The sequence below is a fragment of the Bacillus sp. P4_E1 genome (assembly GCF_056401715.1).
Genome location: NZ_JBFUIV010000040.1, coordinates 1 through 16,247, shown reverse-complemented (window position 1 = coordinate 16,247; position 16,247 = coordinate 1). Strand labels below are relative to the sequence as shown.

Genomic DNA, 16,247 nt, shown 5'->3' with positions numbered 1-16,247 from the left:
AACTTCATAAGAGCAAGCTCTTAATCCATTCGCTCGACTTGCATGTATTAGGCACGCCGCCAGCGTTCATCCTGAGCCAGGATCAAACTCTCCAATAAAGTTAGTTTGTCTAGCATCTAAAAATAAAAATTGACGTTCACGTTGTTTGTTTCGTTCAGTTTTCAAAGAACTTGTTTGCCGCTCATTTGCGACTCCCTTATGTTAACATTTTCATATTTCAATGTCAACTAAGTTTTTCATTTTGTTTTGTCGCTTTCTGCGTTGTTGCTATCGGCGACTTGTTTTATATTACACCTCTAAACTCTAATCGTCAATATGTTTTTCTAAAAAATATAAAAAGGCTTATTCCTTTTAAAATAAGCCTTTTTATCCTATAACATTCTATTCATTTATTATTTTTCTATAATTGGTAATGAAACGATGAACTGAACGATCCCGTCCTCATACTCAGCTCGAATACTACCACCTTGCAACTCAACAATACTTTTCGCAATAGCTAATCCGAGCCCCGAACCTTCTGTTACTCTACTTCTTGATTGATCTTTCTTATAAAACCGTTCAAACAAGTTCCCTAACTCTTCTCTCGTAAACTCTTCACTATGATTCGCAATAACAATTTGTATATTCCTGCGCTGCCTTTGAAGAGAAACTTTTATCTCTCCGTCATCTTTACTATACTTAATTGCATTCATTAGTAAGTTGTCGAATACACGAACCATCTTTTCCGAATCAATCATCGCATATGCACGTTCCTCAGGAAACTTCTTAACAAACATAAGGCCATGCTCTTCCGCTTGTGGTACTAACTCTTCTATTAATTGATCAAGTAACTCATTTACACACACTTCCTGTTTTTCTAATACAACTTGTTCATTCGTTAACTTCGTATACTCAAATAAATCTTCTATTAAGTTCTTTAACTGCTCCGACTTTGCAAAAGCAATTCTCGTATACTCATCATGTTGTTCTTTATTTTCATATTTAGAATCTCGAAGTAATCGCAAGTAACCCATTATAGAAGTCAGTGGTGTACGTAAATCGTGAGATACATTCGTAATAAGCTCATTCTTTTGCTTCTCTAATTTACGTTCCTTTTCTATATTATTCATAAGCTCTTCCGCCATATTATTAATATTCTCAGTTAAAGACGCAATCTCATCTTCACCTTTTTTCTCAATACGGTACGCTAAGTTTCCTTTTTCTATTTCCTTTACACCTTGTGCCATCGCTTCAATTTGCTTCATCTTTCTCTTTGTTATATAGAAGAAAGAGAAAATAAATACAAGTACACCTATGAAAAACGGAAACGGTCCTTCTTGCGTATCATATATTACTTCACCTTCTGGAATCCCACTAACAAACATGTATAAATTCTTATCTTCTATTGTAATAGGTGCAAAAGCTATAAATTCTTTTCTCGTACTTTCAAATTCTTTTCTACCATTCATATAATTAATCGCAAACGATGATGCATTACGAATTGTATTATGCAAATCAATTTGCTCTTCTTGCGCCTGCTTCGTTTTATATAAAACTTTACCGCTCTCGTCAGTGACCAACACTTTTAAAGCTCTAGAGTTTTGTTCTAAATTTTGATTCTCTATTTCAATCATAGTTGATATAGCTTCTAATTTATTTTCATGAACTGAACTATTTGCCACGCTTTGAGCTTGTTGATTAATTTGTTCCATACCAACCCGATAATCGATCGTCGCCTCTCGATTCGCATTCTCAAAAAACGGTGCTGCTGCCTTCGCTGACAAAATCCCTAACAACGCACAAGCAGTAAACGCAGTAATAAGTTGAATTCGTATACTCCGTTTCACATTCTTCACTATCTTTCCAATTAATTCTCGAATTTTCCTAACATAAGTAAATGGATTAAATATCTTTTTCAATCTTATACCCCACTCCCCATACTGTTTTTATATATATTGGCTTCCTTGGATTCTCCTCAATCTTTTCACGCACTTTCCGAATATGAACCATTACCGTGTTATCCGACTGGAAAGATCTTTCGTTCCAAACCTTTTCATAAATTTGTTCCGCACTAAAGACCATCCCCGGATTACGGACTAGTAATTCTAAAATTGAAAATTCCCTCGGGGTCAGTTTCACTTCTTCTCCATCCACAATGACTGTATGAGTGGAGATGTTTATTTTCATCTCTCCAATTTCTAACTCGTCCTCATTTTGAATAGCAAAGCCATTCATTTTCATATAACGACGTAGCTGAGATTTAATTCTTGCGATTAACTCTAACGGATTAAACGGTTTTGCTACATAATCATCTGCACCTGTTGTTAATCCTAAAATTTTATCCATATCTTGCGTTTTTGCCGAAAGCATAATAATCGGCATTTCCTTCGCTTCCCTTACTTTCATACACATATGAATACCATCTACTTTCGGCATCATAATATCTAATACGACTAAGTGCACTTCATTTTCTTCTAATATACGTAACCCTTCTTCTCCGTCCCCTGCTTGCAGTACTTTATATCCTTCGTTCTTTAAATAAATTGTAATAAGGTTCCTAATTTCTTTTTCATCATCTACGACAAGTATTGTTTCCCCGGCCATACTATCTCCCCCATCACTTTTTTAATCCCTAACTTCTATTATAAGAAAACTTCTGAAGAAAAACGCTCGGAAATCCTTAAGATTTTCTGAAGACGCAAAAAAGGTCTAGACTCCCCTCAAGTCTAGACCTTTCAAAAAACCCCTTTTATTTACGAACGTAGATGAAATATAGTACGAATAAAACTCCCATAACATACATAATTGGATGAATCTCTTTACGACGACCACTCACAACCATTGTAATTGGATAGAAGATAAACCCGATTGCAATTCCTGTTGCGATACTATACGTAAGTGGCATTGAAATGATAGTAAAGAACGCTGGCACTGCAATCTCGAATTTCTTCCAATCAATTTCTCCTAAAGATGAAACCATCAAGATTCCTACAATAATTAATGCTGGCGCTGTTACAGCTGGTGTCACAACACTTAATAGTGGTGAGAAGAATAGTGCCAGTAAGAAGAACCCTGCTGTTACAACCGCTGTAAATCCAGAACGTCCTCCTGCTGCTACCCCCGCAGACGATTCAATGTAAGACGTTGTTGTTGATGTACCTAAAATCGCACCAATTACAGTTGCAATCGCATCTGCAAATAACGCTTTACCTGCACGTGGTAATTTATTGTTCTTCATTAATCCCGCTTGATTCGCAACCGCTACAAGCGTACCTGCTGTATCAAAGAAATCGATAAAGAAGAACGTTATAATAACAATCGCCATTTCAACAGTGAAAATGTCTCCAAAGTGAGTTAATGCTACCCCGAACGTTGGTTCTAGACTCGGTATTGCTCCCACCACAGCTTTCGGAGTATCAATTAATCCTGTTGCTACTCCTAAAATTGCCGTAAGAATCATGCCGTAGAAAACAGCACCATTTATTTTCTTAATCATGAAGATGATTGTAATAACAACTCCGAAAATTGCTAATAACGTTGTGCCCTTCGTTAAATCCCCCAATCCAACAAGGACAGCATCATTCTTTACGATAATTCCGGCATTTTGGAATCCAAGGAAGGCAATGAATAATCCGATACCCGCCGCTACTGCAAACTTTAACTCTACTGGAATTGCATTAATGATTTTTTCCCGAATACCTGAAGCAGTAAGAATAATAAAGATAATACCTGACATTAATGTTCCAGCAATTGCCGTTTGCCACGGAATTCCCATCGTTAACACCGCTGTATAAGCAAAGAACGCGTTTATTCCCATACCTGGCGCTAAAGCAATCGGATACTTCGCAAATATCCCCATAATTAACGAACCAATCGCCGCTGCTAATGCTGTAGCAACGAATACTGCACCTGGATCCATTCCTGTACCTGCCGGTAATCCTTTAACATTTCCAAGTGACAGCGTAGCAGGATTGACAAATAGTACGTAAGCCATAGATAGAAATGTCGTTAAACCTGCTATGAACTCTGTTTTATAATTTGTGCCGAGTTCATCAAACTGAAAATAGCGTTTCATCTTACGTTTCCCCCGTTATATGATTACTCGCCGTATGTCACCCTAGCCCTCTTTTATTTATAAAAATAAAAAAGGCTTCCATTGCATATACATGGAAGCGTTCTATGAATAAAGACAAGTTTCCCCTCATCTTTATCAAAACGCCTCGTAGTCAAGCCATTTACGGTAGCTAGGTAGAAACTTTCGGGCCATATCCCCGATATTATACGACGGCATAATATTCACTTTTCGTTTGAATTACATACTCATATTAACTCGAGGAGGTGGTTTTGTCAATTTAAAAACGAACATTTTTATAAACTTTTATATTTTCGTTCGTATTAAGGGTAAAAACAAAAAGATCCATCTATACATGAACGATAGATGGATCTTTTTTATTACAATACTATTCCCACTCAATAGTTGCTGGTGGCTTACTCGTTATATCATACACGATACGGTTAACGTGTTTTACTTCGTTTACGATACGTACAGAGATTTTCTCTAATACGTCCCAAGGGATACGTGCCCAGTCAGCTGTCATACCATCGATAGATGTTACTGCACGGATACCTACTGTGTAATCGTAAGTACGCTCGTCACCCATAACACCTACGCTACGCATACCAGGAAGCGCAGTGAAGTATTGCCAAACTTCGCGGTCTAATCCTGCTTTTATAATTTCTTCACGTAAAATTGCATCAGATTCACGAACGATTTCTAATTTCTCTTCTGTAATTTCACCTAATACACGAATACCAAGTCCTGGACCTGGGAACGGTTGACGCCATACGATTTCATCAGGAATTCCTAGTTCTGATCCTAATACACGTACTTCGTCTTTAAATAAAGTATTTAAAGGCTCAATTAATTTGAACTGCATGTCTTCTGGAAGTCCACCAACGTTATGGTGAGATTTAATTGTTTGTGCAGTTGCTGTACCACTTTCAACGATGTCCGTGTAAAGTGTACCTTGCGCTAGGAAGTCCATTCCTTGTAATTTAGAAGCTTCATCATCAAATACGTAAATGAATTCATTACCGATGATTTTACGTTTTTGCTCTGGATCTTCTACACCTTTTAACTTGTTCATGAAGCGCTCTTGTGCATCCACTTTAATAACGTTCATATGGAAGCCTTCGCTAAATGTTTTCATAACACCTTCTGCTTCATCTTTACGAAGTAAACCGTGGTCCACGAAAATACATGTTAATTGGTCACCAATCGCTTTATGAATTAATACTGCTACAACAGAAGAGTCTACACCGCCACTAAGTGCGCATAATACTTTTTTGTCTCCAACAGTTTCACGGATCTTCTCTAATTCTACTTCGATAAAGTTCTCCATGTTCCATCCTTCAGAACAACCACATACGCCGAATACGAAGTTTTTAATTAAATCGTTTCCGTGCTCAGAGTGACGTACTTCTGGGTGGAATTGTACACCGTATAAGTTTTCCCCTTCATTGCTCATACCAGCAATTGGACAAGACTCACTTGTTGCATCTACTACGAATCCTTCAGGTAAACCAGTTACTAAGTCACCATGGCTCATCCATACAACTTGCTCTTCTGGAAGGTTCGCATATAATTTTGATTCGTTCTCTACTTTAAGAACAGCTTTTCCATACTCACGGTGGTTTGCACGTTCTACTTTACCACCGAAGTGTTGTGTCATAAGCTGCATACCGTAACAAATACCGAAGATCGGTAATCCTAGTTCAAAGATTTTTTCATCACAATGTAATGCGCCTTCACCGTATACACTATTTGGTCCACCAGAGAAGATAATCCCTTTTGGATTCATTGCTTTAATTTCTTCTGCAGTAATTGTATGTGGATGAAGTTCACTGTATACACCGAACTCACGAATTCGACGTGCTATTAACTGATTGTACTGACTCCCAAAATCTAAAACGATAATTGTATCATGCTGCTTCTTCAAAATAATCACCCCAACGTTAGTTCTCGTATATAAATATTTTCACCAATTTGGCGAAAAGCATTACTAATATAATAAAAAAAGCCAGTCCTCCGCCTCTAGTCTCATGACAAAGAAAAGGCAGGGGTCTGGCTTTATAAAGAAAGATAGTCTTCCGCTCTTTATAAATATAAGACGCACTGCCTTCATAGTCAGGTTGTTTACGGTAACCCGGTAGAGACTCTCAAACCATATCATCGAGGATATATGAAGGATTGTTTTATATTATCTTCCTAGATTCTAACAATGAAGTATCGATATGGTCAAGAGAGAAAGCGACAAAATTCTACAGAAATTATTTTCCTGCGCTCAAAAACATAAAAAAACATCCACTTCTATATAGAAGTGGATGTTTTTCGGGAGAACGGAATTACATCATTCCGCCCATACCACCCATGCCCATGCCGCCCATGTCAGGCATTGCTGGTGCATTTGGTTCTGGCTTGTCAGCAACTACAGCTTCAGTTGTTAAGAACATAGCTGCAACAGATGCTGCGTTTTGAAGTGCAGAACGAGTTACTTTAGCTGGATCTACGATACCAGACTCAAGCATGTTAACCCATTCGCCAGTAGCTGCGTTGAAACCAACGCCTACTTTTTCGCCTTTTAGACGCTCTACAACTACAGATCCTTCTAGACCAGCGTTGATTGCGATTTGACGAACTGGCTCTTCTAGTGCACGAAGTACGATGTTGATACCTGTTGCTTCGTCGCCTTCAGCTACGATAGAAGCTACTTTTGTGTATACGTTCATAAGTGAAGTACCACCACCTGCAACGATACCTTCTTCTACTGCTGCACGAGTTGAGTTAAGTGCATCTTCAATGCGAAGTTTGCGCTCTTTTAACTCAGTTTCAGTTGCTGCACCTACTTTAATTACTGCTACACCGCCCGCAAGTTTAGCAAGACGCTCTTGTAATTTTTCACGATCGAATTCAGAAGTAGTTTCTTCTAATTGCGCGCGGATTTGACCGATGCGAGCTTCGATTTGTTGTGAATTTCCAATACCTTCAACTACAGTTGTGTTTTCTTTCGTTACAACAATTTTACCAGCACGTCCTAAAGATTCAACTGTAGCAGATTTTAAGTCACGTCCTAATTCTTCAGTGATTACTTCGCCACCAGTTAAGATTGCGATATCTTCTAGCATTGCTTTACGACGGTCACCAAATCCAGGAGCTTTAACAGCAACTACATTGAATGTACCACGAAGTTTGTTCACTACTAATGTAGCTAACGCTTCGCCTTCTACATCTTCAGCAATGATAAGAAGTGGTTTACCTTGTTGTACCACTTGCTCTAATACTGGTAAGATTTCTTGGATGTTAGAAATCTTTTTGTCAGTAATTAAAATGTATGGGTTATCAAGAACTGCTTCCATTTTGTCAGAATCAGTAATCATGTAAGGAGATGCATATCCACGATCAAATTGCATACCTTCTACTACGTCTAATTCTGTTGTGAATCCTTTAGATTCTTCTAAAGTAATAACGCCGTCGTTACCAACGCGCTCCATTGCTTCAGCGATTAATTGACCTACTTCTTCGTCAGCCGAAGAAATAGCAGCTACTTGTGCGATAGAAGATTTACCTTCGATTGGTTTAGAAATCGCTTTTAATTCTTCAATTGCAGCAGTAACAGCTTTTTCGATACCTTTACGAAGCCCCATTGGGTTTGCACCAGCTGTTACGTTTTTAAGACCTTCACGAATCATAGCTTGCGCTAATACAGTTGCAGTTGTCGTTCCGTCACCAGCTACATCGTTTGTTTTGCTAGCAACTTCTGCTACTAATTTCGCACCCATGTTTTCGAATGCATCTTCTAATTCGATTTCTTTTGCGATTGTTACACCGTCATTTGTAATAAGTGGTGAACCGAATTTTTTCTCAAGTACAACGTTACGACCTTTTGGTCCAAGCGTTACTTTTACTGCGTTTGCAAGAGTGTCGACACCGCGAAGCATCGAACGACGTGCTTCTTCACTAAATTTAATATCTTTTGCCATAATAATTGACCCCCTTGGATTTTTAAAATGTATATAATTAACCGATAATTGCTAAAATGTCACTTTCACGTAAAATCAAGTAGTCTGTACCTTCGTATTTCACTTCAGTACCTGCATATTTTGAGAAGATGATAAGATCACCTGCTGCTACCTCTAAAGCAACACGCTCACCATTTTCAAGCACTCGGCCTGTACCTACTGCAATAACTTTACCCTCTTGTGGTTTTTCTTTTGCAGTTTCTGGTAATACAATACCACTTGCTGTTTTTTCTTCTGCTTGAACAAGTTCAATTACAACGCGATCACCTAATGGCTTTAGCATGAACAATAACCTCCTCATTTTGTTATGTAAATTTTATTTATTAGCACTCAAGTCACACGAGTGCTAACACACTTCTAATAATAAATAATCTCAATTTCTTTTGCAAGTAAAAAAATCATAATTTTTTCGCAAATTACTTTATGCACTTTCCTATATATCATTACTTCTTCTACTGCCTTTACTATATGAATCGTTGTTCCCACTTCTTGTATGTTACAATATGAAAGACACCCTAAGTTGTTTTCGCTAAACGTACAACTTTTTCCTGTCTCCTATTTTATTTTCAAATACTTATTTACAAAAAAAATATAATTCAAATGAAAGTTTATATCGTAGGTAGCATATTTACATGTTATCCTACCTTATCTCATACACTAGAGTTAGAAAGGATGGTTAAACCATTTGAAGAAACAATATTGGTGGATTATCGTTACATACATTTTAATGCAGTTATCTGGAATTGTTGGCTTACCACTACTCCTAAAAACAGGGCTCTATGATAATAGAGGATTTACCATGGAGGAAAAAGGTCAAATCATAACGGGACATTGGGCAATCATTAGCTTCTTTGTTGCATTATGTATCGTGCTTTGGTTACTTAGAATAGATATTCGTGACAGGCATTTAGATAAAATGCGTGTTACGATCCCAGCTACAGTTGGTTGGATTATAATCGGTATTCTCTTAGCTTTCTCTTCCCAAATAATTGCCGGTATGATCGAAATGCGTCTACTAGGAATTAAACAAGGTTCGGAAAATACAATGAAGCTGATGGAAATTGCAAGAACGACACCTTGGTTCCTCATTGTTGTATCTATAATCGGACCTATCTTAGAGGAAATCGTATTTAGAAAAATTTTATTTGGCACACTTTATAAGAGATTTAATTTCTTTGTTGCTGCTATCATTAGTTCACTTGTATTCGCGGCGATTCATTTTGATTTTACTCACTTATTGGTATACACTTCTATGGGGCTCGTATTCGCCTTTTTATATGTACAAACGAAACGCATTATCGTTCCTATAGCAGCCCATGTGGCAATGAATACATTAGTCGCTATTGGACAAATTTTTATGAGCAATGAGCAAATTCAAGAAATGATTAAAGAAGCTGAAAAAATGCAAGGCTTTATCGGAGGATTTTTAGTATGAGAAACTCACCATTGTTCATGGCTGCATTGTACTTTCTTCTTGGATGTATCTTTACACGCTTCGCCATTACGAACGTAACAGATACAATCTGGAATATGTGGACAATACTATTTGCAGTTATGGCAACAATTGATTTTAATTTGGCACTTCGCCTTATCTTAGTTAAATTCACAAAGAAAAAACAATAATAAAACGCAGAGGTCATCTCCTCTGCGTTTTATTGTGGATAATTCTTCAAAAAGTAAACAAGAGTTTGTAACTCTACAGCTAAATCGATGTGATGAATCCTTATATTCTCTGACACATTTAAGCGTGCTGGTGTGAAATTTAAAATACCATGCACGTTCGTTTCTGCCAATCTATCTGCCACAGATTGCGCTACTGTAGCGGGTACCGTTAATATTGCCACTTGTATATCAGTTGATAAACGTTCTTCTAGTTCATCCAAATGATATACAGGAATGCCTCCGATTTCTGTCCCAACTTTCTCTTCACTAACATCAAACGCCATTTCAATTTTTGTATTATTGTTTTTCGTGAAATTATAATGTAAGAAAGCGGTCCCTAAATTACCTACTCCAATAAGTGCCACGCGTGTTATATCATCTTGGTCGAGTGTTTCACGGAAAAATGATAATAAATAATTTACGTTATATCCATATCCTTTTTTCCCTAACGCTCCAAAATATGAAAAATCTCTTCGAATAGTTGCGGAATCAACCTTTACCGCTTCACTCAATTCGGCTGATGAAACACGTTGCTTACCAGAAAGAGATAAGTTTTGGATAAATCGATAGTATAGAGGCAATCGTTTGGCAGTGGCCTGTGGAATTTTTTGCTGATCCATATAACCTCTCCTCTCTTCCTATCTTTATTCTTATACTTGAATCAAATACAGAAGTTTAGTACTCATGAATTTCCTTGTATAATAAAGAGAAGAAGTATTCTCTCTTTATTTTAAACTATACACTATTTTTAGTATGATTGAGAAATATAAACATGGCAAAGTTAAGAAATTATTTGAGGTGAAAACATTGATATTATTACAAGTGAATGGGCTTTCGAAATTATACGGTGCAGAAACGATTCTTGCAAACATAAAATTGGAAGTACAAACAAAAGATCGTATCGCATTAGTCGGACGAAATGGAGCTGGAAAATCTACATTATTAAAAATAATAGCTGGCGAGTTATCTCATGATGGTGGTGAAATTATAAAACCGAAAGATGTCTCAATGGGGTATTTAGCTCAAAATACCGGATTAGAAACGTCTTTAACAATTTGGGATGAAATGTTAACCGTCTTTACACACTTGCAGCAGATGGAGACAAAACTTCGAAGGCTAGAGCAAGAGATGGGAAAAGAAGAAAACTTTTCAAATGCGGCTATATATGAGAAATTATTAGCTGATTATGACCAATTACAATTAGATTATAAAGATCAAGGCGGCTATCAGTACGAAGCGGATATACGCTCAATTTTAAGCGGTCTTGGCTTCCCAGTTGAAACGCATCAGACGAAAATTTCCACATTAAGTGGTGGACAAAAGACTCGATTAGCTCTTGGGAAATTATTATTAACTAGACCAGACTTACTTATTTTAGACGAACCTACAAACCATTTGGACATTGAGACACTAACATGGCTTGAACAATATTTACAAGGCTATCCTGGCGCGATTTTAATCGTTTCCCATGACCGTTATTTCTTAGATAAACTCGTTACACAAGTATACGAAATTTCTAATAAGGAAAGCCGACGATTTGTTGGTAACTACAGTAAATATTTAGACTCAAAATCAGCTCTATACGAGCAAGAAATGAAGCGTTATGAAAAACAACAAGATGAAATTTCTAAACTGGAAGACTTTGTACAAAAAAATATAGCTCGTGCATCTACGACAAAACGCGCTCAAAGTCGCCGTAAACAATTAGACAGAATGGAAGTATTAACTAGACCATTAGGCGATTCTAAATCAGCTTCCTTCCACTTCGATATTGAAAAACAAAGTGGAAATGATGTTTTACAAGTGAAAGATGCAACTATTGGCTATTATCAGGAACCGATTATTGAACATGTAAATATGCGCTTAACTCGCGGTGACAGTGTTGCCTTAGTTGGGCCAAACGGAATTGGAAAATCTACATTATTAAAATCCATTGTGAATAAGTTACAGCTATTACATGGAAACGTTGCTTTCGGCTCAAGTGTATCTGTTGGTTATTATGATCAAGAACAAGCCAACTTAACATCTTCGAAGCGAGTTTTAAATGAATTATGGGATGAATATCCCCTGCAACCTGAAAAAGAAATTCGCACTATACTAGGCAACTTTTTATTCACAGGGGATGATGTACTCAAACCAGTATCTTCTCTTAGTGGTGGACAAAAGGCTCGACTAGCTCTTGCAAAACTTATGATGCAAAAATCCAATTTATTAATTCTCGATGAGCCAACAAACCATCTTGATTTAAATAGTAAAGAGATTTTGGAGAATGCTTTAATTGATTACCCAGGTACTCTTCTATTCGTCTCTCATGACCGCTATTTTATTAATCGCGTAACGACAACCGTTGTTGAGTTATCAACAGAAGGTGCACAAGAATATTTAGGTGATTACGATTATTACGTTGAAAAGAAAAATGAAATGATTGAACGTGCGGAACTAGAGCAAGAAGATGAAGTACCTGTTCAAAAAGTGGTAGCACAAGAAAAATTAAATTATCTCGAAGAAAAAGAACGTAAACAGCTAGAGCGTCAACGTACTCGAAAAATTGAAGAACTGGAACAAAATATCGTAGGCTTAGAAGAAGAAATTGCTACGTTAGAAGATCAGCTTTGCTTACCAGAAATATATGCAGATTATGAAAAGGCTAGTGAAATTACAACTAAAAAGCAAACACTGCAAGAACAGCTTGAAGCTTGTATGGCAGAATGGGAAGAACTGCATATATAAGAGAATTTAAAAGAGGAGGATGTCTCATAAGTCGGGCTTTTTGACGAGATGACCTCCTTTTTATTTTCTTTTTTGGAATCAATACCATAGTAAATAAAATTATATAACCGATTCGACAAGGATTGACAATAGTAGCACCTTATATAATAAGTGGAGGATGTTTCAAAATTTTTTTTGGCATCTCCTTGTTTTTTATTTCCCAAAAAAGAATTTCTTCAAAGGTCAGACTTCCTCTATGTTATCCACAAGGTTATGCACATATCCACCTTTACAATATAAACTTCCAAATAACTTTTCCACATTATCCACAACTACATAAAAAGTTATACACATTTTATGTACACAAAAAAACCCATATTATCAACAGATAATACGGGTTTTATCCACAGGCTGTGGTTAATTTTGTGTATAACTATGCTTCAATATCTAATCCTGGATTTGCATTTAAAGCTAATGTAGCGCGTTTTCCTTGTTCGTATGCAATTGTACCTGCAGCTGCAATCATCGCTGCATTATCTGTGCATAAAGATAGAGGAGGAATAATTAGCTCTATATTTTCTTTTTGTGCAAATTCTGCTGCTAAACGTGCACGAAGCCCTTTATTAGCAGCTACTCCACCAGCAAGAAGCACTTGTTTTACATTATAAGCATCTGCTGCACGAGACGCTTTCGTTACAAGTACATCTATTACACTTTCTTGGAAACTTGCTGCTAAATCTTCTGGTGCAATTTCTATACCGCGCTGTTTTGCGTTATGCACAGTGTTGATAACTGCTGATTTCAATCCACTAAAGCTGAAATCATACGAATCAGGTTCTAGCCACGCACGAGGCAAATCAATTGTTGGTTTTCCTTCATGCGCAAGGCGATCAATATGAGGACCACCTGGATAAGGCATTGATAATGTACGAGCTACTTTATCGTAAGCTTCTCCTGCCGCATCATCTCGCGTTTCACCAATCACTTCAAATGAACCATGTTCTTTCATATAAACAAGCTCCGTATGTCCACCGGATACAACAAGCGATAGTAACGGGAATTGTACTTCTTTTACTAAACGATTCGCATAAATATGACCAGCAATATGATGAACACCAACTAGAGGGATATCATGAGCAAAAGCCACAGCTTTCGCTGCATTTACACCTATTAAAAGTGCTCCGACTAAACCTGGGCCTTCTGTTACAGCAATTGCATCAATATCCTCAAAAGTGATATTCGCTTCTTTTAAAGCTTCTTCTAACACAACTGTGATTTCTTCTACATGATGACGGGATGCAATCTCTGGTACTACTCCGCCAAAACGCTTATGACTTTCAATTTGCGATGCAACGACATTCGCAATGATTTCCGTTCCATTTTTAACAACTGCTACAGCTGTTTCATCACAGCTTGTTTCAATACCAAGTATAATTATATTTTTTTCCATTATATATTCACCCACATTACAAGACCATCTTCCTGATTGTCTGCATAGTATCGTTTACGAATCCCACCATTTTGAAATCCGTATTTTCTGTATAACTGCTTTGCTACTTCATTTGACATGCGTACTTCAAGTGTCATTGTTTTTACTCCTAACCCTTTCGCTTCGGAAATGACTTCTTTCAATAAGGCATCCCCTAGCTTTTGACCTCTGTATTCCGGCAGGATAGCTATATTTGTTACATGTGATTCATCAATAATTATCCACAATCCACAATATCCAATTACGAGACCATCTTTTTCTAGCACGACATAATGTGCATGTTCATTCACCTCTAATTCACGGTGAAAGGCATCTGCAGTCCAAGGGGTTGAAAAAGATGCTTCTTCAATAGCTACAATTTGAGCAATATCATCGAGTGCCATCTTTCTAAATATCATATCCATCTTCTGTAGGCCCCTATTGTTTTTGACTTTCTAACCATTTTGTTTCAGCTTCAGCTAAACGAAGATAGCTAGGAACAAACGTATGCACGTCTTGTTCTTCTTTTTGTAATCCTAAACATGCTAATTCACTTGGTCTCGGGTTATTCTTAGTGAACGGAGCAAATACAGCTTGATCACCTAAATATTCTACAATTGTTTCTTTATGCAATTTAACATCATTACCAATAAATAAAACAGGCTGTTCTTTATCTTTTAACATTTGCAACCAGTCAACAATAAGAATAATTCGGTCTTCTTCTATTGAAGTTATACGCTCTCCTTCATATGTATATAACCCCGTGTAAATTTGACCACGTCGGCCATCAAATAAAGGACAAATTAGTCCATTAAAATTAGTACCATTTGCAGCCACCACTTCCAAACTTGATACACCTACAATTGGTATTTGAAGTGACCAAGCTAATGTTTTTGCCGCTGTCACACCTATACGAACACCTGTATATGATCCCGGTCCAGATGCTACAACAATTTTAGTCAATTCTTTCGGTTTTACACCGCATTCTTTTAACAGTTTCTCTACAGCTGGCATAAGACGTACAGAATGGTTTTTTGTTAAATTTGTAATGATTTCCCCAATCACGTTCCCTTCCTCAATAAGGGATACACCCATTACGTAATTTGAAGTATCAATTGCTAGTACTTTCATCTTGTAATAGCTCCTCACATAATCTAATATAGCGATCTCCAATTGGCTCGAGTACAATTTTTCTTGTATCATCTCCAGCATGGAATAAACTAATTTGCAACTTCTCATTCGGTAAATATGCTTCTATTAAATGAGCCCATTCTACTACTGTGATCCCTTCACCATAGAAATACTCATCAAATCCTAAATCTTCTTCACTTTCCGCTAAACGATACACATCCATATGATATAGCGGTAATCTTCCTTTATATTCTTTAATAATATTGAAGGTAGGACTATTTACGACTCTTTTCACTCCAAGACCTTTTGCTAGTCCTTTCGTAAAAGTCGTTTTGCCAGCTCCAAGATCACCTTCTAAAATAATTACATCTTTTTCTTTTACAAGTCTCCCTAATTTTTCTGATAATCGCTGGGTTTCTTCGGAAGATTTTGTTGTTATTTCATATTTACTCACAGACTTCACCTACTTTACTCACAATGTTCTCTGCTCTTTATTATACAGGTTTTAAATATATAAAAAAGTCCTTAGGAGTTTTCCTAAGGATAGTTTGACTGTCTTTATTAGTTTTTTGTTAAAACAAATAAAAAAATACGAAACAACTTGTTTCGTTCTTTTCTTTATATAAAATGGCGGTCCCGACCGGGGTCGAACCGGCGATCTCCTGCGTGACAGGCAGGCATGTTAACCACTACACCACGGGACCATTTGGTTGCGGGGACAGGATTTGAACCTGCGACCTTCGGGTTATGAGCCCGACGAGCTACCGTACTGCTCCACCCCGCGATGATATAAATAGCCTGGCAACGTCCTACTCTCACAGGGACAAGGTCCCAACTACCATCGGCGCTAGAGAGCTTAACTTCCGTGTTCGGTATGGGAACGGGTGTGACCTCTCTGCCATCATTACCAGACTRTATTCATTTAAGACAAGAATTATCATAACTYATTCGACATTTAAAGTCAAYAAGTTTTTTATATTCTYTCAAAACTAGATAACATTAGCTTCATATTATATGGTTAAGTCCTCGATCTATTAGTATTCGTCAGCTCCACATGTCACCATGCTTCCACCTCGAACCTATCAACCTGATCATCTTTCAGGGATCTTACTAGCTTACGCTATGGGAAATCTCATCTTGAGGGGGGCTTCATGCTTAGATGCTTTCAGCACTTATCCCTTCCGCACATAGCTACCCAGCTATGCCCTTGGCAGAACAA

14 protein-coding genes, 2 tRNA genes, 3 rRNA genes and 2 riboswitches are annotated in these 16,247 nt (G+C 37.3%); of the genes, 3 read left to right on the top strand and 16 right to left on the bottom strand.

Annotated features, from left to right (window positions below):
• The 7 genes from AC1DS7_RS28075 to groES form a co-directional block, all read right to left on the bottom strand.
• Positions 1–98 (bottom strand): 16S ribosomal RNA (locus tag AC1DS7_RS28075); the annotation flags it as partial.
• Positions 99–392: 294 nt separating this feature from the next.
• The gene (locus AC1DS7_RS28070; protein WP_012260214.1) at positions 393–1,898 is read right to left on the bottom strand and encodes a sensor histidine kinase; all 1,506 of its coding nucleotides are present in this window, start codon (positions 1,896–1,898) and stop codon (positions 393–395) included.
• Positions 1,882–2,583 carry a response regulator transcription factor gene (locus AC1DS7_RS28065; protein WP_002029454.1) on the bottom strand — a complete coding sequence of 234 codons (702 nt, stop codon included), beginning with the start codon at positions 2,581–2,583 and terminating at the stop codon, positions 1,882–1,884. The genes AC1DS7_RS28070 and AC1DS7_RS28065 overlap by 17 nt, the downstream gene beginning before the upstream one ends.
• Before the next feature lie 145 nt (positions 2,584–2,728).
• On the bottom strand, positions 2,729–4,054 hold the full coding sequence (locus tag AC1DS7_RS28060; RefSeq protein WP_012260213.1) for an NCS2 family permease: 1,326 nt from the start codon (positions 4,052–4,054) through the stop codon (positions 2,729–2,731).
• Positions 4,055–4,182: 128 nt separating this feature from the next.
• Positions 4,183–4,284, bottom strand: a riboswitch (purine riboswitch).
• Positions 4,285–4,439: 155 nt separating this feature from the next.
• Positions 4,440–5,978, bottom strand: a complete 1,539-nt coding sequence (gene guaA, locus AC1DS7_RS28055; protein WP_012260212.1) for a glutamine-hydrolyzing GMP synthase — start codon at positions 5,976–5,978, stop codon at positions 4,440–4,442.
• Positions 5,979–6,143: 165 nt separating this feature from the next.
• A riboswitch (purine riboswitch) is annotated at positions 6,144–6,245 on the bottom strand.
• 139 nt (positions 6,246–6,384) lie between these two features.
• A complete protein-coding gene (gene groL, locus AC1DS7_RS28050) occupies positions 6,385–8,019 on the bottom strand; it encodes a chaperonin GroEL (RefSeq protein ID WP_002029451.1) in 1,635 nt (544 codons plus the stop codon).
• A 37-nt stretch (positions 8,020–8,056) separates the two neighbouring features.
• Positions 8,057–8,341 carry a co-chaperone GroES gene (groES, locus tag AC1DS7_RS28045; protein WP_002009985.1) on the bottom strand — a complete coding sequence of 95 codons (285 nt, stop codon included), beginning with the start codon at positions 8,339–8,341 and terminating at the stop codon, positions 8,057–8,059.
• A 402-nt stretch (positions 8,342–8,743) separates the two neighbouring features.
• Between groES and AC1DS7_RS28040 the strand changes: the two genes are divergently transcribed.
• The gene (locus tag AC1DS7_RS28040) at positions 8,744–9,493 is read left to right on the top strand and encodes a CPBP family intramembrane glutamic endopeptidase (protein WP_002063533.1); all 750 of its coding nucleotides are present in this window, start codon (positions 8,744–8,746) and stop codon (positions 9,491–9,493) included.
• On the top strand, positions 9,490–9,681 hold the full coding sequence (locus tag AC1DS7_RS28035; RefSeq protein WP_001246201.1) for a YdiK family protein: 192 nt from the start codon (positions 9,490–9,492) through the stop codon (positions 9,679–9,681). Before AC1DS7_RS28040 ends, AC1DS7_RS28035 begins: the two co-directional genes overlap by 4 nt.
• A gap of 29 nt (positions 9,682–9,710) precedes the next feature.
• Here the strand turns inward: AC1DS7_RS28035 and AC1DS7_RS28030 are convergent, their stop codons facing one another.
• A complete protein-coding gene (locus AC1DS7_RS28030; RefSeq protein WP_000372704.1) occupies positions 9,711–10,340 on the bottom strand; it encodes a redox-sensing transcriptional repressor Rex in 630 nt (209 codons plus the stop codon).
• A 187-nt stretch (positions 10,341–10,527) separates the two neighbouring features.
• On the opposite strand from AC1DS7_RS28030, the gene AC1DS7_RS28025 reads away from it, so the two are divergent.
• Positions 10,528–12,450 (top strand): ABC-F family ATP-binding cassette domain-containing protein, encoded by a 1,923-nt coding sequence (locus AC1DS7_RS28025; RefSeq protein WP_098169066.1) that lies wholly within the window; start codon positions 10,528–10,530, stop codon positions 12,448–12,450.
• 412 nt (positions 12,451–12,862) lie between these two features.
• On the opposite strand, the gene tsaD is transcribed toward AC1DS7_RS28025, so the two are convergent.
• The 8 genes from tsaD to AC1DS7_RS27985 all read right to left on the bottom strand — a co-directional run.
• Complete coding sequence (gene tsaD, locus AC1DS7_RS28020; RefSeq protein WP_002029447.1) at positions 12,863–13,879, bottom strand: tRNA (adenosine(37)-N6)-threonylcarbamoyltransferase complex transferase subunit TsaD; 1,017 nt, start codon at positions 13,877–13,879, stop codon at positions 12,863–12,865.
• Positions 13,879–14,322 carry a ribosomal protein S18-alanine N-acetyltransferase gene (rimI, locus tag AC1DS7_RS28015; protein WP_002063534.1) on the bottom strand — a complete coding sequence of 148 codons (444 nt, stop codon included), beginning with the start codon at positions 14,320–14,322 and terminating at the stop codon, positions 13,879–13,881. Before rimI ends, tsaD begins: the two co-directional genes overlap by 1 nt.
• 13 nt (positions 14,323–14,335) lie before the next feature.
• On the bottom strand, positions 14,336–15,028 hold the full coding sequence (tsaB, locus tag AC1DS7_RS28010; protein WP_002140168.1) for a tRNA (adenosine(37)-N6)-threonylcarbamoyltransferase complex dimerization subunit type 1 TsaB: 693 nt from the start codon (positions 15,026–15,028) through the stop codon (positions 14,336–14,338).
• Entirely contained in the window at positions 15,009–15,482 is a 474-nt protein-coding gene (gene tsaE, locus AC1DS7_RS28005; RefSeq protein WP_002009995.1) for a tRNA (adenosine(37)-N6)-threonylcarbamoyltransferase complex ATPase subunit type 1 TsaE, read from the bottom strand. Before tsaE ends, tsaB begins: the two co-directional genes overlap by 20 nt.
• A 174-nt stretch (positions 15,483–15,656) precedes the next feature.
• Positions 15,657–15,732: transfer RNA gene (locus tag AC1DS7_RS28000), tRNA-Asp, on the bottom strand.
• Between the two features lie 3 nt (positions 15,733–15,735).
• Positions 15,736–15,812, bottom strand: a tRNA-Met gene (locus tag AC1DS7_RS27995).
• A gap of 12 nt (positions 15,813–15,824) precedes the next feature.
• Positions 15,825–15,940 (bottom strand): 5S ribosomal RNA (gene rrf / locus AC1DS7_RS27990).
• 102 nt (positions 15,941–16,042) lie between these two features.
• Positions 16,043–16,247 (bottom strand): 23S ribosomal RNA (locus AC1DS7_RS27985); the annotation flags it as partial.